Source organism: Flavobacterium sp. LK-23, from assembly GCF_058135255.1.
Genome location: NZ_JBYUVT010000003.1, coordinates 299,384 through 322,827 on the forward strand (window position 1 = coordinate 299,384; position 23,444 = coordinate 322,827).

Annotated in this window: 17 protein-coding genes; 9 read left to right on the forward strand and 8 right to left on the reverse strand. The window is 34.5% G+C overall.

Translation table 11 applies throughout. The features are described 5' to 3' along the window. Positions 1 to 9 precede the first annotated feature (9 nt). Together AC3Y25_RS06935 and AC3Y25_RS06940 are read right to left on the reverse strand one after the other, a co-directional pair. Complete coding sequence (locus AC3Y25_RS06935; RefSeq protein ID WP_489902220.1) at positions 10 to 3,177, reverse strand: SusC/RagA family TonB-linked outer membrane protein; 3,168 nt, start codon at positions 3,175 to 3,177, stop codon at positions 10 to 12. A 313-nt stretch (positions 3,178 to 3,490) separates the two neighbouring features. Further along, the gene (locus tag AC3Y25_RS06940; protein WP_489902221.1) at positions 3,491 to 4,369 is read right to left on the reverse strand and encodes an AraC family transcriptional regulator; all 879 of its coding nucleotides are present in this window, start codon (positions 4,367 to 4,369) and stop codon (positions 3,491 to 3,493) included. A 304-nt stretch (positions 4,370 to 4,673) separates the two neighbouring features. On the opposite strand from AC3Y25_RS06940, the gene AC3Y25_RS06945 reads away from it, so the two are divergent. The 6 genes from AC3Y25_RS06945 (at position 4,674) to AC3Y25_RS06970 (ending at position 13,148) form a co-directional block, all read left to right on the forward strand. After that, positions 4,674 to 5,810, forward strand: a complete 1,137-nt coding sequence (locus AC3Y25_RS06945; RefSeq protein ID WP_489902222.1) for a glycoside hydrolase family 26 protein — start codon at positions 4,674 to 4,676, stop codon at positions 5,808 to 5,810. A 37-nt stretch (positions 5,811 to 5,847) separates the two neighbouring features. After that, positions 5,848 to 7,239 carry an MFS transporter gene (locus AC3Y25_RS06950; RefSeq protein ID WP_095931033.1) on the forward strand — a complete coding sequence of 464 codons (1,392 nt, stop codon included), beginning with the start codon at positions 5,848 to 5,850 and terminating at the stop codon, positions 7,237 to 7,239. A gap of 27 nt (positions 7,240 to 7,266) precedes the next feature. After that, positions 7,267 to 8,457 carry a glycoside hydrolase family 130 protein gene (locus AC3Y25_RS06955; RefSeq protein ID WP_489902223.1) on the forward strand — a complete coding sequence of 397 codons (1,191 nt, stop codon included), beginning with the start codon at positions 7,267 to 7,269 and terminating at the stop codon, positions 8,455 to 8,457. A 6-nt stretch (positions 8,458 to 8,463) separates the two neighbouring features. Next, positions 8,464 to 9,654 (forward strand): AGE family epimerase/isomerase, encoded by a 1,191-nt coding sequence (locus AC3Y25_RS06960; protein WP_489902224.1) that lies wholly within the window; start codon positions 8,464 to 8,466, stop codon positions 9,652 to 9,654. Positions 9,655 to 9,786: 132 nt separating this feature from the next. Then, positions 9,787 to 11,076 carry a glycoside hydrolase 5 family protein gene (locus AC3Y25_RS06965; RefSeq protein ID WP_489902225.1) on the forward strand — a complete coding sequence of 430 codons (1,290 nt, stop codon included), beginning with the start codon at positions 9,787 to 9,789 and terminating at the stop codon, positions 11,074 to 11,076. 92 nt (positions 11,077 to 11,168) lie between these two features. After that, complete coding sequence (locus AC3Y25_RS06970; RefSeq protein ID WP_489902226.1) at positions 11,169 to 13,148, forward strand: retaining alpha-galactosidase; 1,980 nt, start codon at positions 11,169 to 11,171, stop codon at positions 13,146 to 13,148. 50 nt (positions 13,149 to 13,198) lie between these two features. Here AC3Y25_RS06970 and mgrA read toward each other — a convergent pair whose 3' ends face one another. Continuing rightward, the gene (gene mgrA / locus AC3Y25_RS06975) at positions 13,199 to 14,155 is read right to left on the reverse strand and encodes an L-glyceraldehyde 3-phosphate reductase (protein WP_489902227.1); all 957 of its coding nucleotides are present in this window, start codon (positions 14,153 to 14,155) and stop codon (positions 13,199 to 13,201) included. Positions 14,156 to 14,268: 113 nt separating this feature from the next. Here mgrA and AC3Y25_RS06980 point away from each other — a divergent pair, with 113 nt between their 5' ends. Next, on the forward strand, positions 14,269 to 14,499 hold the full coding sequence (locus tag AC3Y25_RS06980) for a DUF433 domain-containing protein (protein WP_253788729.1): 231 nt from the start codon (positions 14,269 to 14,271) through the stop codon (positions 14,497 to 14,499). Then, entirely contained in the window at positions 14,499 to 14,834 is a 336-nt protein-coding gene (locus tag AC3Y25_RS06985) for a DUF5615 family PIN-like protein (RefSeq protein WP_489902228.1), read from the forward strand. The genes AC3Y25_RS06980 and AC3Y25_RS06985 overlap by 1 nt, the downstream gene beginning before the upstream one ends. A 242-nt stretch (positions 14,835 to 15,076) precedes the next feature. Here AC3Y25_RS06985 and bglX read toward each other — a convergent pair whose 3' ends face one another. The 3 genes from bglX to AC3Y25_RS07000 form a co-directional block, all read right to left on the reverse strand. Then, positions 15,077 to 17,392: a beta-glucosidase BglX gene (gene bglX, locus AC3Y25_RS06990; RefSeq protein WP_489902229.1), complete on the reverse strand. Its 2,316-nt coding sequence runs from the start codon at positions 17,390 to 17,392 to the stop codon at positions 15,077 to 15,079. A 416-nt stretch (positions 17,393 to 17,808) separates the two neighbouring features. Then, entirely contained in the window at positions 17,809 to 19,191 is a 1,383-nt protein-coding gene (locus AC3Y25_RS06995) for a sialate O-acetylesterase (protein WP_489902230.1), read from the reverse strand. Beyond that, positions 19,181 to 20,281, reverse strand: a complete 1,101-nt coding sequence (locus AC3Y25_RS07000) for an SGNH/GDSL hydrolase family protein (protein WP_489902231.1) — start codon at positions 20,279 to 20,281, stop codon at positions 19,181 to 19,183. The genes AC3Y25_RS06995 and AC3Y25_RS07000 overlap by 11 nt, the downstream gene beginning before the upstream one ends. 215 nt (positions 20,282 to 20,496) lie before the next feature. On the opposite strand from AC3Y25_RS07000, the gene AC3Y25_RS07005 reads away from it, so the two are divergent. Continuing rightward, a complete protein-coding gene (locus AC3Y25_RS07005) occupies positions 20,497 to 20,997 on the forward strand; it encodes a C40 family peptidase (RefSeq protein ID WP_489902232.1) in 501 nt (166 codons plus the stop codon). 143 nt (positions 20,998 to 21,140) lie between these two features. On the opposite strand, the gene AC3Y25_RS07010 is transcribed toward AC3Y25_RS07005, so the two are convergent. Both AC3Y25_RS07010 and AC3Y25_RS07015 read right to left on the reverse strand, forming a co-directional pair. Next, positions 21,141 to 22,721, reverse strand: coding sequence for a L,D-transpeptidase family protein (locus tag AC3Y25_RS07010; protein ID WP_489902233.1), 1,581 nt, complete (start codon positions 22,719 to 22,721; stop codon positions 21,141 to 21,143). 167 nt (positions 22,722 to 22,888) lie between these two features. Further along, positions 22,889 to 23,308, reverse strand: a complete 420-nt coding sequence (locus AC3Y25_RS07015; RefSeq protein WP_489902234.1) for a DUF1573 domain-containing protein — start codon at positions 23,306 to 23,308, stop codon at positions 22,889 to 22,891. Between the last annotated feature and the right edge of the window lie 136 nt (positions 23,309 to 23,444).

Consider the following 23,444-nt stretch of genomic DNA (forward strand, 5'->3'; position numbering starts at 1 on the left):
GAGTAGTAATTAAAATTCTAAATTCATTCCAAAAGTGAAACTACGATTGGTTGGGTAACGCCCTGAATCGATTCCTGATAATAATGGATCTTGGTTATATGATCCGATTTCAGGATCATAGCCTGTATATTTGGTAAATGTGTAAAGATTTTGAATACCAAAATAAAATCTTAATTTACTAATGCTCGCTTTTGAGAGCACATCTGAAGGCATATTATACCCTAAAGTAACTTGCTGAATTCTTAAATACGAACCATCTTCTACATAACGATCTGAGATTGCAATATTTGGATGTCCGTCTCCGCCATCAGGTCTTGGATATTTTGCATCCGTATTTTCTGGTGTCCAAAAATCCGCAGCTTCTGCCAATTGATTTTCATACAGACGCTGGTTTTTAGTACCTGCACGTCTTGTTAAGTTCATTACTTTGTTACCATAAGATCCTTGTAAGAAAACACCTAAATCAATGTTTTTATACTTAAAAGTATTGTTGAAACCGTAAGTGAATTTTGGTGCTGGATTGCCAATGTAGGTTAAGTCTTTATCATCAATCAAACCGTCTTTGTTTTGATCTACATACTCAACATCTCCCAACTGGCTTTTTACTGCTTTATTTCCTGTAAAAGGAATTGGTGCATTGGCCAACTGTTCGTTCGTTCTGATAATACCAACTGCTTGATATCCGTAAAATTGACCTACTGGCTGACCAACTATAGTTTTGGTTACCGCTTTTGTCGTATAATCATTAAGCAATACATCTTTCGTCAAATCGAAATTATCTTGTAAGCTCAACAATTTATTTTTGTTTGTAGAGAAAATTACTTTTGAATTCCATGAAAAATCTTTTCCAAACTTCTCATTATAATCTAAAGTCATCTCAAAACCTTGATTTCTTAAGCTTCCTAAATTTACACTTGGCGCTCCTAAACCACCTTGATACGCATCTGTACCTGTAACGTAGTAAGGCAATGGCAACACAAATAAAAATCCTTCAGATTCTTTTTTGTATACATCAAATGTTGCTTGAAGTTTTGATTTGAAAAGTGTAAAATCTAAACCTAAATTGGTTTGTTTAGAAGTTTCCCAAGTTAAATCAGGATTTGCAATATTGTTAACCGTAAAGAAGTTCCCTATTGCCGATTTGATTGCGCGAACCGTGCTCATGTAACCTCCACCACCAATATTTTGGTTTCCAGTCTCTCCATATCCACCTCTAAATTTGATATTATCAATATATTCTCTAGTTCCTTCCATAAACTTTTCGTTCGAAAGTTTCCAATACCCAGAAACTGAAGGAAAGTAGCCCCACTTTTCACCTGGTCCAAAATTAGAACTTCCGTCTGCTCTCATGGTTGCCTGCAAACCATATCGATTATCATAGTCATAATTAAAAGATCCGAAGAAAGAATATAAAGCAGAACTTCCTTTATACTCTGAAGCTACAACTGAATCGGGATCTCCTAAACTAATAGAATGAATATCATTACTTAATAACCCGGAAACAGATTGCGAATTACCAAACCAATGACTATCATTTGCCTCTTGACCAGCCAAAACATTAAAATGGTGATTTCCAGCATCAACTTTATACGTTAAAACGTTTTTAACGTTCAGTCCATACCAATTATTTGCTCTCTCTGTCAGCATATTGGTTTCTCTAACCGCTGAACCCCATTTATAAGTAGGCTGAAAACCTTCAAAATTATCTATATTAGTAGATCCACCAAAGTCAAAACGATACTCCAATCCTTTGGCAATTCTAAAGTTAGCATAAAAATTTCCTATAAAATTTTTCTTAATCAACTTATTAGTATTCATCAATGCAGAAGCTACTGGATTGATCCAAACCCCAATTGATCCATCTGCTGGCGGACCAGCATAGTTGCCATTCGTATCTTTTACCGCAACATCTGGCGTAGACAAAATAGAAGTACTGATAATACCATTGCTAGCACCATTGATTGTAATATCTTCATTGGTTACACCTGCTCCAACAGACACTCCAACAGTAAGCCAATCTTTTAGTTTGCTGTCAACATTTGTTTTAAAACTATATCTTTTGAAAGCAGAACCAATAACAATACCTTCTTGATTGGTATAGCCACCTGAAATATAATAGTTAGTACCATCTTTTGCTCCCGAAAATGAAATCTGGTGATTGTTCATTATCGCAGTTTTATAAATCTCATCTTGCCAATTTGTTCCTTTACCAAGAACAGACGGAACAGCAAATTCATCTCTTGGCGCTACACCATAAACACCTGCCAAAGCATTTTGCTGTTCTGCGTATTGACTCAAAGTCATTGTATCTAATAAACGAGTAACATTTTGAATAGAAAAATAGGTATCATAGGTAATTTTCCCTGCTCCTTTTTTTCCTCTTTTTGTAGTAATAATTACAACTCCGTTCGACGCTCTAGAACCATAGATAGCAGTTGCAGAAGCATCTTTCAAAATATCCATTGTCTCGATATCGTTAGGGTTTAAAAAAGCTATTGGACTCGAAGTTACGTTTCCTGTATTCGATCCTAAATAACCTGTAACAATTGAACCTCCAGTTGCAGTATTGGCAGCATCTCCAGAAATCGGAATACCATCTATAATATACAATGGCTCATTGGTTCCAGAGATAGAGGTAGTTCCACGTATTTTAACCGATACACTACTTCCTGGCTGTCCAGAATTGTTCGTTACTGTTACCCCAGCAGCACGTCCTTGTAACAATTGATCTACAGATACTTGTGGAGAGTCTGCAATATCCTTAGTAGTAACAGTAGAAATAGCTCCTGTCAAATCCTTTTTCTTTACGCTTCTATAACCTACGTTTACCAAAACTTCACGCAAATCTTCTGCGCTAAGTTTCAAGACAACGTTTACTGTTCCGCCATTTTTAACATTGATAGTTTGCGAAACATATCCAATAAATGAAACAGAAATAGTAGAGTTTGCAGGTGCTTCGATAGAATATTTACCATCAAAATCTGTTGAAGCCGTCTTCTTTGTAGCTGTAACTATGATATTGGCACCTGGTATAGATAACCCTTTTTCATCAGATACAGTTCCCGAAACCTTTACCTGAGCCGTAATAAAATTACTAGTCAGTAACAAAAATAATATCAAAGGAATGGCTTTGTGGTCAGCCCTCCAATGAATGAAGCTAGTCAATAGTTTTTTCATAATAAGTGTTTGGTTAGTTAAATTTGTTTATTGCATAATCCAAAAGTAAATGCCTGGGTAATTTTTACTTTTAAATTATTTAACAAATCTATAACAGAGAGGATTATCAAATCGATAGTATTATATCATTTAATGATAATATTTTTACTATAAGCCCTTAAAAAAACACATATAAAAATAAAAGCGTATAAATTTTAAATTATTCGCAATCATACCTCTCTCTAGAACACAAACGATGCAAAAAAACCAATGAAATCTTAAAAATCAAACGTTTTCGTTAAAAATAATATTTATTTGTGATAAAAAAGTATCACTATAAAATTCGTTTTAAACCAGAAAACTCTTCACGATATTGGCTTGGTGTACAATTTTTTGTAGCTTTAAAACTACGATTGAAATTTGCTATATTATTAAAACCAGATTTAAAAGCAACTTCAGAAACACTCATATCTTTTTCTACCAGCCAACGCGCCGCATAACCAATACGAATGTCATTTATATAATTCACAAAAGTTTTTCCAGTCCTCTTTTTAATGAATCGGTTAAAAGAAATTATCGACATACTCGCTACATTTGCCACGTCTTCTAAAGTAATTTTTTCAGCAAAATGTTTTTGCACATATTCGTAAACCAATTTCATTTTATCATAATCATCAAAAGTATCATAGTCTACTGTATAAGTCGAAAGCAAACGCTGATTTCTAGAATTGGCCAGATCATACAGCAAGGAAGTAATCTCTAAAAAATAATCCATACCATCCAGCTTAGAAAGCCTTACGAGTCTTGGCATCAATTCTTCGACTGTTTTTTTAGAAAAAAGAATTCCGTGAATTGATCTATTAAACATATCGCGAATCGGATTCATGATACGTCGCGCAAGCAAAGATTCATGAAATAAATCATTATGAAATTGAATCGTAATTTCGTGTATCTTTTTATTTGTACATTTATTCAATTCCCAACCGTGATATAAATTGGGACCAATCAAAACTAGCTCGACATTATCAATTTCTTCAATATTATCTCCTACAACCCTTTTAACCCCTTTTCCATTCTGAATAAAATTAATCTCAAATTCTGGATGATAATGAACTGGAAAATCAAAACTATCTTTTACACGATCAAAAACCAAAAAGCTGTCACTCGCAGCAAGCGGTGCTATTTCTCTATAAAAATTCTTCGTATTACTCATCTTAAAAACTATTTCAGGAAAACAAATGTTCTTTTTTTGATGCAATAATATGATATATAATTGATAAAATAATATTAATTACACTATAATCATCCGTTTATCTTTGAAAAAATTAATTTATCATTTCTTTAAAAAGAACATTAATAATAAACATTAATCATTTTTTATTAAATAACTTTTTATAGTTTTAATAATTTTAACGCTAATAGCATAGAGAATTTTCGACAGAAGAAATGCTATTATTCAAAAACCGTAAACCCTTGTTTAGTTAGCATTTAGCTAAACAGCCAACTCTTATTTTTCGATGAAAAAACATTTTTTAACGCTTTTAACTGTAACTGCACTAAGCAGTTCGTGTTGGTCTCAAAAAAGCACTAGTAATACTAATTTGTCACTTTCAGATAAAAAAGCAACAATAGAAACTAAAACTTTATATAAAGAACTTAATACTTTAACTCAAAAAGGTTTCTTATTCGGACATCAAGACGATTTGGCTTATGGAGTAAAATGGAAATACGAAGACGGACGCAGCGACATTAAAGATGTCGTTGGAGATTATCCTGCAGTTTATGGCTGGGATATTGCGGGATTAGAAAATGACAGTCCGAATAATATTGATGGAGTTCCTTTTGCTAAAATGAAACAATATATTATTGAAGCAGATTCTAGAGGCGGAATTTCGACTATTAGCTGGCATTTTGACAATCCTGCAACAGGAAAAAATGCTTGGGATAATGTTCCAAATTCTTTAAAAACGATTTTACCTGGAGCCGAAAATCATAAAAAGTTTACTTCTTGGCTAGATAAAGCAGCTGTTTTCTTTTTGTCTTTAAAAGATAAAAATGGTAAAAACATTCCGATACTTTTTAGACCTTTTCACGAACTTACTGGCGGATGGTTTTGGTGGGGAAAAGGAAACTGCACTCCAGAGGAATTCAAAACCGCTTGGAAATTCACTTTTGATTACCTTCAGAAAAAAGGGGTTCACAACTTGATTTATGTTTATAACACAGGAAGTTTTGGAAGCGAAAACGACTTTCTAGCCAATTATCCTGGAGATAATCATACCGACATGTTGAGTTTTGACACCTACCAAAACAGTAATGATCCAAATGGCGAAAAATTCGTTGCTGAAGTTCAAAATCAGTTTAAAATATTAAACGAAATCAGCTCAAAAAAACACAAATTAATGGCACTCGCTGAAGCTGGTTATGAAGCCGTTCCAGACCCAAAATGGTGGACGAGAACTCTATTAAAAGCAATTGGAGATTATAAAATTTCTTATGTATTGCTTTGGAGAAACCACGGATGGCAGGAAAAAGAGCAAAAAATGCATTATTATGCGCCATTTTCAGGCCAAGTAAGCGAAAAAGATTTTATCGATTTTTACAATCTTGACCAGACTATCTTTGAAAAAGACATTCAGAAAAAATTAAAATAATTGCCCCGAATTAAATTACAACCTTAAAAAATAACCAATGCACGACAAAATTAGTTTAAAAGAAAAAATCGGTTACGGACTTGGAGACGCTGCTTCTTCTATGTTCTGGAAAATTTTCAGTATGTATTTACTGTTTTTCTACACCGACGTTTTCGGATTGGCGCCTGCTGTAGTAGGAACTATGTTTTTAATTACTAGAATCTGGGACTCATGTTTTGACCCAATTGTTGGAATTCTGGCTGACAGAACCAAAAGCAAATGGGGAAAATTTAGACCTTATTTACTTTGGGTTGCCATACCTTTTGCCGTGATTGGAGTTTTAACTTTTTACACTCCAGATTTTGATGAAAAAGGAAAAATCATTTATGCTTATGTGACCTATTCCTTAATGATGATGATTTATTCTTTAATCAACGTTCCTTACGCATCGCTTTTGGGCGTAATGTCATCTGATAGAAAAGAAAGAAATACACTTTCGTCTTACCGAATGGTTTTTGCTTTTGGAGGAAGTCTTTTAGCGCTTTGGTTAATTGAACCTTTGGTAAATTATTTTGGCGGAAATCTAAATTCTAAAACAGGCTGGTTGGCAACAATTGCCGTTTTTGGGTTAATTACAACTGTCTTTTTCTGGGCTTGTTTTGCCTTCACTAAAGAAAGAATCAAACCTATTGCAGATGAACAGAATAACTTGAAAGAAGATCTAAAAGATCTTTGGAAAAATAAACCTTGGTGGATTTTATTGGGAGCCGGAATTGGAGCTTTGGTATTCAATTCAATTCGTGATGGGGCTGCCGTTTACTACTTCAAATATTATGTAAGCAGTTCTGTAAATTTTGATTTTTCGCTTTTCGGAACCGATTTCCATATGACACCAACTTCAATTTATTTGGTTTTAGGACAAGCAGCAAACATTATCGGAGTAATTATTGCAACACCAATTGCCAATAAAATTGGTAAAAAGAAAACCTTTTTTGGTGCAATGGCTTTGGCAGCCATTTTAAGTCTGATTTTCTATTTATTCGGAAAAGAAGATGTTTTCTTAATTATGAGTTTTCAAGTTTTAATCAGCATTTGTGCGGGCTGTATTTTTCCTTTAATCTGGTCCATGTACGCCGACAGTGCCGATTATTCTGAATGGAAACAAGGACGTAGAGCAACAGGATTAGTTTTCTCTGCTTCATCTATGTCGCAAAAATTTGGATGGACGATTGGTGGCGCAGGAGCTGGATGGCTTTTAGGATATTACGGCTTTCAGGCCAATGTTGAGCAGACAGCAACAGCACAAAACGGAATTCAGCTAATGTTAAGCATATTACCAGCAATTGCGGCAGCAATTTCAGTAGCTTTTATAGCATTTTACCCTTTATCAGAAGAGAAATTACAGATTATAGAACAAGATTTAAACGAAAAAAGAGATCAAAATCATTAAAAACAAAAGACATAGAAATCAATTGATATGACAACGATAACATCTTCAGCCACTTTTCAAGAAAGAAAATCGGCATTAGAAAAACAACATAAAACACTGCTTGAGCAAAAAAACGAACCTCAAGAAATAGTTGGAAACGGCATATATGAACGTTACAAAAGCCCTGTCGTTACTGCGGCACATATCCCATTAAACTGGCGTTTTGATTTTAACGAAAATACAAATCCGTTTTTACAGGAAAGAATTGGCGTGAATGCCGCTTTTAACGCTGGAGCAATAAAATGGAATGGAAAATATTTATTGGCTGTTCGAGTAGAAGGAATCGATAGAAAATCTTTTTTTGCTATTGCCGAAAGTCCAAACGGAATTGATAACTTCAAATTTTGGGATAAACCATGCGTGATTCCACAAACTGAAGAACCCGATACAAACGTGTACGATATGCGTCTTATTAATCACGAAGACGGATTTGTTTACGGAATTTTCTGTACCGAAAGAAAAGATCCAAAAGCTCCAAAAGGCGATACCAGTTCGGCTGTTGCCAATGCGGGAATTGTGCGTTCTAAAGATTTAGTAAACTGGGAAAGACTTCCAGATTTGATTTCAAACACAGGTCAACAGCGAAATGTAGTTTTACACCCAGAATTTGTAAACGGAAAATATGCTTTATATACTCGTCCACAAGATGGTTTTATTGATGTTGGAAGTGGTGGAGGAATTGGTTTAGGTTACGTTGACGACATGACCAATCCAGTTGTAAAAGACGAAAAAATCATTTTTGGAAAACAATATCATACGATTTATGAATTGAAAAATGGTTTGGGGCCAACTCCAATTAAAACATCAAAAGGCTGGTTGCATTTAGCGCACGGAGTTCGAAATACTGCCGCAGGATTACGCTACACTTTGTATATGTTCATGACCGATTTGAATGATATTACAAAAGTAACACACGTTCCTGCCGGACATTTTATGGGACCAGAAGGAATTGAAAGAGTTGGAGACGTATCGAATGTTTTATTTTCTAACGGATGGATCGAAGACGAAGATGGAACGGTTTACGTTTATTACGCTTCTTCAGATACTAGAATGCACGTGGCGGTTTCATCTGTAGATAAACTTGTTGATTATGTAATAAATACTCCAGCAGATACTTTTATTTCGGCAGGTTCAGTTCAAACCATCATTAATCAAATCGAAAAAAATAACGCAATTTAAAATATCGTGTCATTACAAAGAAAGCTTTTAAAATCGGAACTAACCGCAGAACTGGATTCTATCCTAAATTATTGGTCGGAGCGTACTATTGACGATCAAAATGGAGGTTTTGTTGGTCAAATCGATTTTAACGATCATCAAATTGCTCATGCAGAAAAAGGTTCGGTTCTGAATGCCCGAATTCTTTGGACGTTCTCTGCCAGTTATCAAACCACTAGAAACGAAAACCACAAAAGACTGGCAAAAAGAGCATTCGAATTTCTTGCTTCTTATTTTTATGACACAAAATTTGGAGGTCTTTTTTGGAGTATAAATGAGGATAAAACTCCAAAAGACACCAAAAACCAGATTTACGCATTGGCTTTTGCGATTTATGGATTGTCTGAATATTATGCCATTTCAAAAGAAGAAAGAGCTTTAGAAATTGCTAAAAACTTATATGCAAAAATTCAAGAACATAGCTACGACAAGATAAACAAAGGCTATTTTGAAGCTTTTACCAGAGATTGGCAACCCATTGATGATTTGCGTTTAAGCGAAAAAGATGCCAACGAAAAGAAAACCATGAATACGCATCTTCATATTATTGAAGGTTATGCGAATTTATATAAAGTCTGGAAAGATGAGAAACTGCTTGCCACTATTATCGAATTATTAGAAACCATCGAGAAGTATTTTATCAATACCGAAACGGGACATTTACGTTTGTTTTTTGACGAAAACTGGAAAGAAAAACCAGATGTTATCTCGTACGGACATGATATTGAAGCAGCTTGGCTTTTGCAGCAATGCGCCGAAATTTCGGGAAATGAAACTTTGATTGCCAATTATAAAAAACATGCCATTCAAATTGCAGAAGTAACCAAAGAATGTTTAGATGCTGATGGCGGTTTATGGTACGAGTATGATCCTGAAAAAAATGAGTTGATTGCAGAAAAACATTGGTGGCCACAAGCTGAAGCTTTAATTGGTTTTTACAATGCCTATCAATTAACCGGAAAAGAAGAATATTTGGATATCGTTTACAGAAACTGGAAATTCATAAAAAAATACATGATCGATCAGCAAAATGGAGAATGGCATTGGGGAGTTTATGACGATTATAGCTTAATTAAAAAAGACAAAGCCGGATTCTGGAAATGTCCTTATCATAACAGCCGTGCCTGTCTGGAGCTTATTCATCGAATTGAAAATTAAGGTTTCAAATAAAAATCAGAACGTCTTACAGAACGTAAAGCCCTAGCCCCGATAGAAGCGGCATCCTTTTATGGTGGGGTTCACCATAAAAGATACAGCGGATAGCGGGATTAGCTCATTAAAATATAAATTATGAAAAACAGATTTTTTAAAACCCTTTCATTGGCCTTGATTTTTACAGCAATTGCTTGTCAGGCACAGGAAAAAATCACCGTAAAAGGAAATGAATTTTACAAAGGCGATAAACCGTACGCTTATATTGGAACCAATTATTGGTACGGAAGTATGCTGGCTTCTAAAAAAATAGGCGATCGTAAAAGGCTTTTGCGCGAGTTGGATTTAATGAAAAAAAACGGAATCGATAATTTACGTGTTTTAGTGGGTGCCGATGGCGGAAAATATGATTTTACCGTTCGTCCAGCACTGCAATACGAGCAGGGAAAATATGATGAAGATTTATTGGACGGATTGGATTTCTTGATTAGCGAAATGAGCAAACGAAACATGTACGCCGTTTTGTACTTAACCAATAACTGGGAATGGTCGGGCGGAATGTCGCAATACTTAGAATGGAATGGTAAAGGAGCAATTCCAGTTCCGAATATTCCGCCGAATACTTGGCCTCAGTTTATGTCGTATACAGAACAGTTTCACAGTTGTGAACCTTGCATGGAAGCTTTAAATAATCATGTGAAGTTTATTATTGGACGAACAAATGCGTATTCTAAAAAGAAATACAACGAAGATAACACGATTATGTCGTGGCAAGTTGGAAATGAACCGAGACTTTTTACGGTAGAAAATGAAGTTAAATTCACAAAATGGCTCAATAACATTGTCGATTTAATTGACAGTTTAGATAAAAATCATTTAGTTTCTACAGGTTCTGAAGGAAAAAACAGTTCGAACGACAGCATGGAAATCTTCGAAAGAACGCATCAAAATCCGAACATCGATTATTTGACGATGCACATCTGGCCCAAAAACTGGAATTGGTTTAAAGCCGATAATGCCGAGGCAACAATGCCTGCAACAATCGAAAATGCTGGTAAATATATTGACGATCACATCAAGGTTGCCAACAATCTGAAAAGACCTATTATTATTGAAGAATTTGGACTTCCGAGAGAAAATGAAAACTTGAATGCAGGAACTTCTTCTATTTATAGAAATCAGTTTTACAGTTATATTTTTGGAAGAGTTGCAGAAAGTGTTAAAAACAATGGTCCGTTAAGAGCGGCCAATTTCTGGGGTTATGGCGGTGAAGGAAAAGCAGTAAACGAAACCGGAAAATGGAATCCAGGCGATCCTTTAACAACAGATCCTCCGCAAGAACCACAAGGTTTAAATTCTGTTTTTAATGGCGATAAATCGACATTAGAAATTGTAAAAAAATACAATTCAGAGTTAAAGAAAAAGTAAAATTAATTTTCCACCATATAAGTTATATAAGTTCATTTAAAAGTTTGATTAAAATGAACTTATATAACTTATATGGTTTAAAAAATATCCAGATGAAAAATATATTTATTCTTTTTTGTTTACTATTCTTAAATCTTTCTTTTTCTCAACAAAAACAGAGCTTTACAGTTAGTTCTCCTAATGGAAAAATCGAAGTTAAAATTGCTGTAAATGATAAAATATCTTGGTCAATCTCGCATGAAAAAGATTTGATTTTGGCTCCATCTGAAATGTCGATGACTTTAGATCAAAATGAGATTTTGGGAAAAAATCCAGCAGTTTTAAATTCGAAAAAAGAGAGCGTAAATACTTCTTTTGAAACGCCTTTATATAAAAAGAAAACGGTTAAAGATCAATACAACAAACTGATTCTAAATTTTAAAAATGATTTTGCTCTTGAATTTCGTGTTTTTGATGATGGGGCTGCATATCGTTTCATTACAAAAAAGAAAAAAGAGATTATGGTTAAAGACGAAGAAGTCGTTCTCAATTTCGATCAGGATTATAATACTTTGATGCCGTATGTACGTGATTTAAGAAATCCGAAAGATCAGTTTATTTCTTCGTTTGAATCGCATTATGAAAACAAAAAAATAAGTGAATTTGCTAAAGATACTTTAGCGTTTTTACCTTTTCTAATTGAGTATAAAAACCATAAAAAAGCCGTTTTTCTAGAAGCTGATCTCGAAGATTATGCGGGATTATTTGTAACCAATAATAAAAACAAAACCGGTCTTGAATCTCGTTTTTCTAAATATCCAACCCAAGAAACCAACGGCGGATTTAATTACCTCAACAAACTAATTACCGAAAGAGCTGCTTATTTGGTTAAAACAAAAGGAACGAGAACTTTTCCGTGGAGAGCGATTGTCATTTCTGAAAATGATGTTGCTTTAGCCAATAACGATATGGTTCAGAAATTAGCTGAGCCTTCCAAAATAAAGGATGTCTCGTGGATAAAACCTGGAAAAGTCGCTTGGGATTGGTGGAACGATTGGAATATTTACAATGTAGATTTTAAAGCGGGAATCAATACGCAGACGTATAAATATTATATTGATTTTGCTTCTAAAAATAAGGTCGAATATGTCGTTTTAGACGAAGGATGGAGCATTGAAACCGATATCATGAAACACAATCCGAATGTGGATCTGGAAGCTTTAATTGCTTACGCCAAAGAACGAAACGTGGGCATTATTTTGTGGGCTTCATGGATGGCTTTGCATGAAAATATTGATCGCGTTTTTGACAATTATGCAAAATTGGGCGTAAAAGGTTTTAAAGTAGATTTTATTGACCGTGACGATGCCAAAATGGTCAATTCGGTTTATGATATTGCCCAAAAAGCAGCCAATCATAAATTGATTATTGATTTTCACGGAATGTACAAACCAACAGGAATCCAGAGAACATATCCAAATATTCTAAATTTTGAAGGCGTAAAAGGTTTAGAAAATAATAAATGGACTGCAAATGACGATGTTCCGCTTTATGATACCACGATTCCATTTATCAGGATGATGGCTGGACCAATGGATTATACGCCGGGCGCAATGCGAAATGCTACCAAAAGCGAATTCAAACCAAGTCATTCTACTCCAATGAGTCAAGGTACAAGATGCCATCAATTGGCTTTGTACACTATTTTTGAAGCGCCTTTGCAGATGATGGCTGATAGTCCGACGGCTTTTATGAAGGAACAAGAAAGTACAGATTTTATCGCTAAAGTTCCGACTACTTTTGATGAAACCATTGCCTTAGACGGAGAAGTTGGAAAATTCGTTTCTATCGCTAGAAGAAAAGGAAATACTTGGTACTTAGGCGCGATTACAAATTGGGATTCTAGAGATATTACAATTGATTTTACTTTCCTTGAAAAAGGCAAAAAATTCCAAGCAGAAGTTTTCTCAGACGGTCTCAATGCCGACAAAGCTGCAACCGATTATAAAAAAGAAATAATTACTGTTGATTCGACAACTAAGTTAAAATATCGTTTGGCTAGCGGAGGCGGATTGGCGATAATTATAAAATAATTGATGATTTAGAAACCTAACAGGTTTTTAAAACCTGTTAGGTTTGAATATTAAGATAAAATACTCTCAATCGCATTCAATTCATCATGAGAAAACTCTGTATTCTGCAAACAGTCAATATTATTACACAATTGCTTTACAGAACTCGCCCCAATTAAAACAGAAGTAATTCGTTTATCTTTTTGTAGCCAAGCCAAAGCCATTTGCGCCAAAGATTGGTTTCTATTCTGAGCAATTTCATTAAGTTGAATCAATTTCTGAATACGTTCCTGCGTCACCTCATCTTCTTTCAAATGCCCGTTTGGATTATGTGCTCTTGAATTTTCAGGAATTCCATTTAAATATTTATCTGTTAATAATCCTTGAGCCAAAGGTGAAAACGCAATACAACCTACTCCTTTTTCTTCCAAAACATCTAATAAGCCATTTTCAACCCAACGTTCCAACATCGAGTATTTTGCTTGATGAATCAAACAAGGCGTTCCCAATTGTTTTAAAACATCAACAGCAACTCCAGTCTGTTCTGCCGAATAATTACTGATTCCGACATACAAAGCTTTTCCGCTTCTAACAGCGTGATCCAAAGCCATCATCGTTTCTTCAATAGGAGTTTCTGGATCTGGACGATGTGAGTAAAAAATATCGACATAATCAATACTCATTCGTTTTAAACTCTGGTCTAAACTAGATAAAAGATATTTACGCGAGCCCCAATCTCCATATGGCCCTTTCCACATGGTATAACCAGCTTTTGTAGAAATCACGATTTCATCACGCAGATTTCCCTGAAAATTATGCCATAGGATTTTACCAAAATTCTCTTCAGCAGAGCCTGGAACTGGTCCATAATTATTCGCCAAATCAAAATGGGTAATTCCTTTATCAAAAGCTTCAATGGCAATACTTTCGGCATTTTCAAAATTATCAACCGAACCGAAGTTATGCCATAATCCTAAAGAAATTTCTGGAAGCAATAAACCACTTTTGCCACATCTGTTATATTTCATTTTTTTAATTTAAAGTTGGAGTTTTTAATAGATTTTAAAGGTAGAAAACAAACGTCTATAATTAAAAATCTAATTCATTTTTAATTTTGTAAATTTGTTTAAATTTTAAAATTATGAATAATAATTGGCAAACTTTAATTTCAATAAATCCTGATATCAGATTTGGCAAACCTGTAATAACAGGAACAAGAATTTGTGTTTCAGATATTCTTTCGTGGCTTTCCACAGGAATGTCTTTTGAAGAAATTATCGAAGATTTTCCAGAATTAAACAAGGAACATATTCTTGCTGCTTTAGCTTTTGCCGCCAATAGAGAAAACATTACCAAAATAATTGCGGCATAATGAAACTTCTTTTAGATGCCAATATATCTTGGAGAATAATCAAACTTATCGAGAATGATTTTCCTGATTGTTTTCATTCCAAAGATATTCTCGTAAATCAACCTGCAAAAGATTTAGAAATTTGGGAGTATGCTAGAAAAAGTAGCTTTACTATTCTCACGCATGATGATGATTTTGAAAAATTGTTACTGCTTAAAGGAGTTCCTCCAAAAGTGATTATTTTAAAAACCTTTAATAAAAACACAAAACAAATAGCTGAACTTTTAATTTCAAAAAAAGAAATTATTAAATCATTTGTATTGAATGATGAATTAATGATTTTAGAGATTTATTAATTTATAATTTCGCTTTTTTAATCTCGCAAAGTCGCAGAGTCGCAAAGTTTCTTTTGAATAGCCCCTAGCTTTAGCTAGGGGAATAAGATTTGAATAAGAAAGGGCTTTAGCCAAACTTTGTAGGTTTGGCTAAAGCCCTTTCGATTGTGTTTATATTTTCATCCAGCTAAAGCTGGACGCTATTCAATCCTATTTTTAAAAACTAAACTTTGCGACTCTGCGTCTTTGCGAGATTAAAACTTTTACTCTTTAATTTCAAACCCACTTTGCAAACCTTTATCAGAGCTTCCTCCAACCATGATTTTAAAAGTTCCCGGTTCTAATAAATAATCTCCTTCGTTGTTATAAAAACCAAGTTCCTTATCTGTCAAAGTAAACTTTACCGTTTTAGTTTCTCCTTTTTTCAGATTAACCAATTCAAAACCTTTTAATTCTTTTATCGGGCGAATGATACTTGCAAATTCATCATGAATGTACAGCTGAACTACTTCTTTTCCGTCGTAATTTCCTGAGTTGGTAACTTCAACACTAACCTCAACTTTTTCTCCTTTTGCGAAAGACGTTTTATTCAATTTCAAATTTTTATAATCGAAAGTGGTATAGCTTAATCCAAAACCAAACGGAAATTGAGGCGTTTTCTCTACATCCATATAATGCGACCAAAAAACATTTTTATCGCTGTCTATCGGTCTTCCTGTGCTGTATTTGTTGTAATAAATTGGCACCTGACCTACATTTCTAGGAAACGACATTGGCAATTTTCCACTCGGATTATAATCTCCATATAAAACCTGTGCAACAGCATTTCCAGTCTGCGTTCCTAAATGCCAAGCTTCTACAATTGCTGGAACATTCTCTGCTGCCCACGGAATGCTTAAAGGACGACCATTATTCAGAACCAAAACCACATTCGGATTCACTTTATAAATTTCTTCTAGCAATTCTTGCTGTAAACCTGGCAAGTTCAAATCAGTTCTACTTCTTCCCTCACCGCTTTGGAAACCGTATTCACCTAAAACCATTACCACGACATCGGCATTTTTTGCTGCTTTTTTCGCTGCTTCAAATCCACTTTTATCAGTTGTATTGAAAACGGTTTCCGTTAAAAACGTTGCTTTTTGTTTCAGTAAATCAACCCCTTTTTCAAAAGTTAGCTGATTGTCTTTGTATTGTTGCATTCCTTCTAAAACCGAAACCGCTGTATCATCAGAAGCAGCAATTCTCCAACTTCCTAGCGGACTGTTTTTATCATTTGCCAAAGCGCCAATCAGAGCGATTTTCTGTCCAGATTTCTTTAGCGGAAGCAAATTCTCTTTCCGCCCCGGCGGACAAGCATTCTTTAATAAAACGATAGATTTCTTCGCCATATCCAAAACACCATCGTTATTCGCTTTACTCCCAACAACTTCTTTTTCGCGTTTTTCATCACAATATCGGTACGGATCATCAAATAATCCTAATTCAAATTTCACACGAAGAATTCTGCGAACGGCATCATCAATCAAAGCTTCTTTTACTTTTCCCGATTTTACCAAATCAACCAGTTTCGCCACATACAAATACGACTCCATATCCATATCAGAACCTGCAATAACTGCTTTTGCTGTTGCATCGGCTTCGTCTTTTGCATATCCATGCGCAATCATTTCGCGAATCGAAGCATAATCCGAAATTACAAATCCGTCAAACTTCCATTTTCCTTTTAAAATATCTCTTTGCAAAAAGGCATTTCCAGTTGCCGGAACACCATTCAACGTATTAAACGAATTCATAAACGTACGAACTCCCGCTTCAACCGTTGCTTCAAAGGGAGGCAAAACCGAATTGTACAATTTAGAATTACTTATATCTACAATATTATATTCTAATCCTGCTTCAACATAACCATAAGCAGCAAAGTGTTTCGCACAAGCCGCAATCGTATTTACTTTGGCCAAATCTGCAATGGTTTCTCCTTGAAAACCTTTCACACGAGCATAACCCACTTTACTTCCTAAATAAGGATCTTCTCCTGCACCTTCCATCACACGTCCCCAACGCGCGTCGTTGGCAACGTCAACATTTGGTCCAAAAGTCCAGTTAATTCCAGATGCCGAAGCTTCATCTGCCGCAATCGCCGCCGATTTTTTAATCGCTTCCAAATCCCAACTTGCCGCTTCTGCCAACGGAATCGGACTTAACGTTTTATAACCATGTATTACGTCAAAACCAATAATTAACGGAATTCCCAATCGCGTTTCTTCAACCGCAATTTTCTGTACAGCACGAACTTCTTTTACGCCACGAACTGTAAGCATCGATCCAACCAATCCTTTTCTTAAATGTTCGTATTTTAATTCGGCTGTTCCGCCTTTTGGCGCAGGTCCAGTAACATCCCAGAAACCATTATATTGATTCATCTGCCCTACTTTTTCCTCCAGCGTCATTAACGGCAAAAGCAGATCTATACGCTGCTCAACAGTTTTATTCTTATCCAGATACGGCTTTTTTTGTGCATTCATATTTCCAACAGTAAACAGAGCAAAAACTCCAAAAATTAGTATTTTTTTATTTTTCATAGTGGTTTAGTTAGTTTTTCTTTAAGATTCTAAGGTTCTGAGACGCTGAGATTCTAAGTTTTTTTGGGGCGTGTCCCGCCGAAAAAGGCGGGTCGGGCTATCCGTTTCAAGTCCTCGCCTGTTCGTTCCTCACGGCTGTGGGCTTTCCACTTCTATCCCTCACGCAAATCGTTTTCAAAAGAACATTTCCGTTATCTTGTCATCCTGAGGAACGAAGGATCACACTAGAAGCTCCACACAGAACTTCACCAATCTTTGTCGAATCCCGAGTGCGATCCTTCGTCCCTCAGGATGACAAACTTTATGTCTCACTTTGCGGGGCTTCGACTTCGCTCAGCCTGACAAAGCAGATCAATAACCTAAAAATCTAAATTCTATATTCTATGTTCTATATTCTATTTTCTAAAATCTAAAATCTAAAATTCACTCGTAAAACAAGAAGCCGGCAGATTCGCTTTATTAAACAAATCTGATTGCGTTGTATTTCCCCATGCAAACCTCACTTTTGCAGGATTTACAACTTTTTTACTTGTCAAAATCACTTCGTTATTTTTAATAGAAGCTTCGGCTATATAGAAAATTCCATCAGTTCCAGCCACTTCAAATTGATTCGATTTTTTATCTTTAAAATAAAGTCCGTCAGCATAATCAAAAGAAACAATTACCTTGTTTTTTTCAATCTTAACCTCTTTAAACAATGGACCATTTACCAAATTAGAATTGGTTTTATACGTTTCCTTCAAAGCCAGATTCGCTAAACGAATTCCAACCGATTTTTTATTTTTGGGATGAATATCAATCGTATCCGAAATATCGCTAATCACAACCATTCCTGTCTTTGGAACTTCTTTCAATAATTTTCTTTGAGAATTTCTTACCGTTACATTTGAGAAATTATTAGAACCCGTTTTAAACGGCGCTATCTGAACATAGTAAAACGGAAAATTATCATTCCATTCCTTTCTCCAAGAAGTAATTAACGCTCCCAGAGTTTTATCATAAACCAAAGAACCAACATTAGATTCTCCCTGATACCAAAGTGTTCCAGCAATTTTAAATCCTACAATTGGATATATCATAGCATTGTATGCGCGCCCAGGTTGTCTTGGACCATATTCTTGTTCATTTAGTTTTTTGGCATTTTCTAACAAAATTGGATCATTATTTACCACCTCTTCTGGCACCCAGATTTCTGCAGGAGTTCCACCCCAATTCGAAGAAATTAATCCGATTGGGACATTTTTCAAATCTTCGCGAAGACGTTTGGCAAAAAAATAACCAATGGCACTAAAATATTTCATGGTTTCTGGAGTCGATTCTGTCCAATTTCCAAGCAAATTATTCTGCGGACTTGTAGCGGTTAATTTCGGAACCGTAAAAAAACGAATGTTTGGATTCGTTGCATTTTTCATTTCTTCTTCGCCATCATCAATTCCCCAACTTACCGACATTTCCATATTCGATTGACCAGAACAAAGCCAAACTTCACCAATCAAAATATTTTTTAGAACCACTTCATTGTAACCTTTTATGGAAATAGTAAAAGGTCCGCCAGCTTCTGGAGTTTTAATCGTGATTTCCCATTTCGCCTGATTATTGGCTACGGTTTTATATTCCTGATTGTTCCAACTCGAAACCAGTTTAATTTCTTCTTTTGGATTTGCCCAACCCCAAATTTTCACTTCAGAGTTGCGCTGTAAAACCATATTATCACTAAAAATATTTGGAAGCGAAACGTTTGCCATCATAGTACTGGAAATCAATAAAAAGAAAACAAACTTATAGATATTATTTTTCATTTAGTAACTTCTTTAAAAATGGAGCATATTCGTCTGCCAAAACTTTATGTTCAGCCACATCTGGATGTCCAGAACATCCATTTGGAGTCATCGGTTTGAATTTAAAAATCTGAATGGGCTTATGCGCTTTATCATTCGCGAAAGCGTTTTTAACTTTATTTAGGCAATCTTCAAAAACAACTCCTCTTTCTCCTCCAACCATTGGACTATTTGTAATTACAATCTGCACTTTCGGATTATGCTTATAAAGCATTTTGATGAAGTTTACATAATTAGAAACATACTTTTCAGCATTAAATGGAAGACGTTCTTTTTTGCCATCTCCGCCAGAAAAATCATTTGTTCCTAAAGCAATGCTGATAATATCGGGCTGAAAAGCGAAATCATATTTAGGTTTTGAAGCGTCTTTCGTCAGATATAAATTTGGATAAGCATCAGGCATTATAACTTCGTCTTTATTCTCGTCATTCCAATTACGGTACATTCCGATTCCAGAAACGCAACTCATTAAATAGTCAACACCAATTTCTCTTGAAAGTGTTGGACCGTAAGCATAATAACTATTGTGGTGATCGTAATATTCTCCTTTATCGCAAGGAATGTCAGAACCGTCGCTTGCTGCACCGCAAGTAATTGAATCTCCGATAAACTCGATTTTCTTTTTCTTTTTAAAAGAAATTGAAGTCAGTTTTGCCGTTGTTCCAGCGAACAAAACTCCGCCTGTATGCGCTTCTGTATTTTTATAAATTTCTAAACGATGTTCTTTTTGATTTGAAGTAACTTTTATTGGAAAAGATTGAACCGCACCTTTTTCAATTCTAATTTCCCCAATATATTTTCCATCCAAAACCAATTGCACATAATTATGATGTTGATAAGAATCAACACTTTGAAGTGAAATAGAACATTCATTTCCAGTAAAATTGAAAGAAACAGAAGAAGCAGTTCCTATTAAAATGACAGTATCATGTTGCAATTTTTCTATGCGACCTTGATACAAGAAAGTTTTATTTGAATTTAGTGTTTGTGAGTTCGAAATGATCGAAATCAGCAAAAACGAAATTAAAAGTGCTATTTTTTTGGGAAACATAATTTATTTGTTAAAATCTAAATACGATTCACAAATATATTGGAAAGAGATTATCTAAAAAGATACTAAAATGTCAAAAAGTAATAAAAAAACACCACATAAACACATCAATATTTGTCGATAGAACGTTAATTCTTACAATTGAAACAAAGGTATTCTATTGAAATTCTAGATTTAAGGCTTATCTTTACCGTTTAACGCTTTTTGTATACAAAATGAGATCACATTTTTTTATTTTTCTATCAGCCTTTATTCTATTTTCCTCTTTTAATTTTAAAAAGAAGGAAAAGGAAAACCTGCCTCAAACTCCAACCGAAATTAATCGTGATTCTCTAATTGTTTATGCAAAAAAATATTTAGGAACGCCTTATGTATACGCGAGCAGTAATCCACAAAAAGGTTTTGACTGTTCGGGTTTTGTGAGTTATGTGCTTAAAAATTTTGGAATGACGCTTCCTAGAAGTTCAAGCGGCTATAAAAATATAGGTAAAACTTTAAAACCAGAAGAATTTAAAGTTGGAGATATTTTGGTTTTCTACGGATATAAAGACAAAACTACTATTGGACATCTTGGAATAATCTGCGAAGCCAACGGAATGCACTCGAAATTTATTCACGCTTCTTCAGGAAAAGCACAGCAAGTAACGATAACAGCGCTTGATACAGAACACTACACCAAACGTTTTTATAAATGTGTTGATGTTTTGTCTAAATAGTTTTTTTGCTGTTTACACTAAATTTATTTTCACGCAGATTTAAAAAAAATTTAAGCAGATAAGCGCAGATCTTTTTATTTCATAACTTAAAAAAATCTAATTAAATCAGCTTTAATCTGCTAAATCTGAGTGAAATTCATTTTCTATTCTTCAGTCAATAATTTGATAAGACTTTCATCTCTTCCGTAAATATCTTTATAGAAGTTTAGATTTCCTTCTCGGTCTACCCAAGCCGTGAAATAGCCAATGTAAACTGGAACTTTTTTCTTTAAAGTGTACCAGCTTTCTTTTCCGGCGTGCATGGCTTTATCAATTCTTTCAGGATTCCATTGCGGATCTACTTTTAATAATTCAATTGCCAATTCGCGTGGTTTTGCAACACGCACACAGCCGTGACTAAACGCTCGGCTCTCTCTTTCGAACAAACTTTTTGAAGGTGTATCGTGCAAGTAAATATTACTTGAATTTGGAAATAAAAACTTTACCAATCCTAAAGAATTATTTTTTCCTGGAAGCTGACGAACTGCACCGTTATTCCATTCTAGATTTTTTTTCTGCAAATAGTTTTTATCTTTTGCCATTCCAGGTTTAATCTCCGATTTGATAATGCTTGGTGGCACATTCCAATACGGACTGAACACAATATTGCTCATCATTCCGCTAAAAATAACCGTTTTTGTCATCGCTCTTCCCACCACAACTGGCGACACAAAAGCGATTTTTCCATCTTCAACTATATATAATTTAAATTCAGGAATATTAACTTCAATGTATTTTTGACCTTTTTCTAATTCAGGATCAATCCAACGGCAACGCTCCATATTAGCAATAATCGTTTTAATGCGTTCCGAAACTGGAATATTCAAGTCATTAATATGTTCTAATAAAATGGTGTTTTTGGGAGTATAGCCATGACGAACTTCATAGTTTTTCATTGCTTTCATTAAAGTCGTATCGCAAACCGCACTTTTATTGTCTTCTTTAAGATCTTTGGTAACAAAAAGCCTTTCTCTTATCTGAGCCACAACATTTGATGAATCGCCAACTTTTAGAGCTTTATAGTCTTCATCTGCTTCGATCGTTTTCCAACCTCCATTTTTTTCAATTTCTCTATACTCTTTTAAAGCATCACGAAGTTTGTAATATTGGCTGAACATCTTTTTTTTCTTATCATCCAAAATGGTTGATTTTTTAAAGATAGAATCAGAAAGCACTTGGTAATTGAACTTTTTGCGAGGTAAAAGCCATTCTAAAGAGATACTAGTTTTTTCATCAAAACCTGCATATACTTTTTCTGCATAGTAGTAATACAAATTTGACAGCAGTAAATCTGTATCTTCTTTGGATAATTTCTTAGTTGGATTATTTTCGAAAACAGAATTTAGTTCTTCTTTATAAGGATAATTAGCTTTCAATCCTTCTTGATCTAAATTTTTGTATTGATTGAACAGTGTATTTCCAAACTCCACTACTCCTTTATTATCCTGCCATAATTGAGTCGATTTGTTTTTTTGATACAAAGAAGTTACATCGCCTTTAAATTTCTCCAGTTTCGGATAATTTTCATAAAACTTTGCGATTCGGGCAGTATCAATAGTAAGTTTTAATTCCGGAATTTTTTCAACTGTTTTTATCGCTTTTCCCTCTTTTTTATCCGCTTTCGAATTACACGAAAAAACAACAAAAAAAACAACTGCAACTATAGGCGTATACCAAATTTTCATAGCTTAAAATTTTTGAATAAAAGTAAAAAAAATTCTATTAAAACAAAGTTCTCAGCAATAATTCTTAATCCTTATTTTTTGAAGTTTAAACGGTTAATAAAAAAATAAAAGCTCCAAACAATTTGCATGTCTGGAGCTTTCGCCATATAACCAACCTATTAAAAATCTTAGATAACTGTACCTTTTAAAGTAAGCACTTTTGGTGTTGTTTCTGCACTAGTTGTTACTGTAACTGTTTTTGTAAAAGCACCTTTGTTTGCAGCATTGTAAGTTGCAGTAACTTTTGCAGATTTACCTGGCTGAATTGGTTCTTTTGTGTAATCTGTCGCTGTACATCCGCAAGATCCTTGAACGTTTGTAATAACTACAGCTGTTTTTCCTGTATTTTTAAATTCGTAAACAATTGCTTTTGGAGTTCCTTGTGGAATTTGCCCAACATCTATTGTTTCTGCTTTCCAAACAATTGTAGAAGCAGTAGTAGTTTCTGAAATTTCATTCTCTGAAACTAAAGATTGTACTGGTGCAATTGCAGAAAAAGACATAAGGCCTAAAGCCAAAGCTAACATCGAAATTTTGATCATTTTCATAACTGATATATTTAAAATGGTTTATAGTTCATTTTGATATTACAAAGGTAATTCAGACAAAATCAAATCGCTGTTAACCGCTTTCAAACGTTTGTTAATGACTTGTTAATCGCTTATTTTCAGGCTAAAATTGATT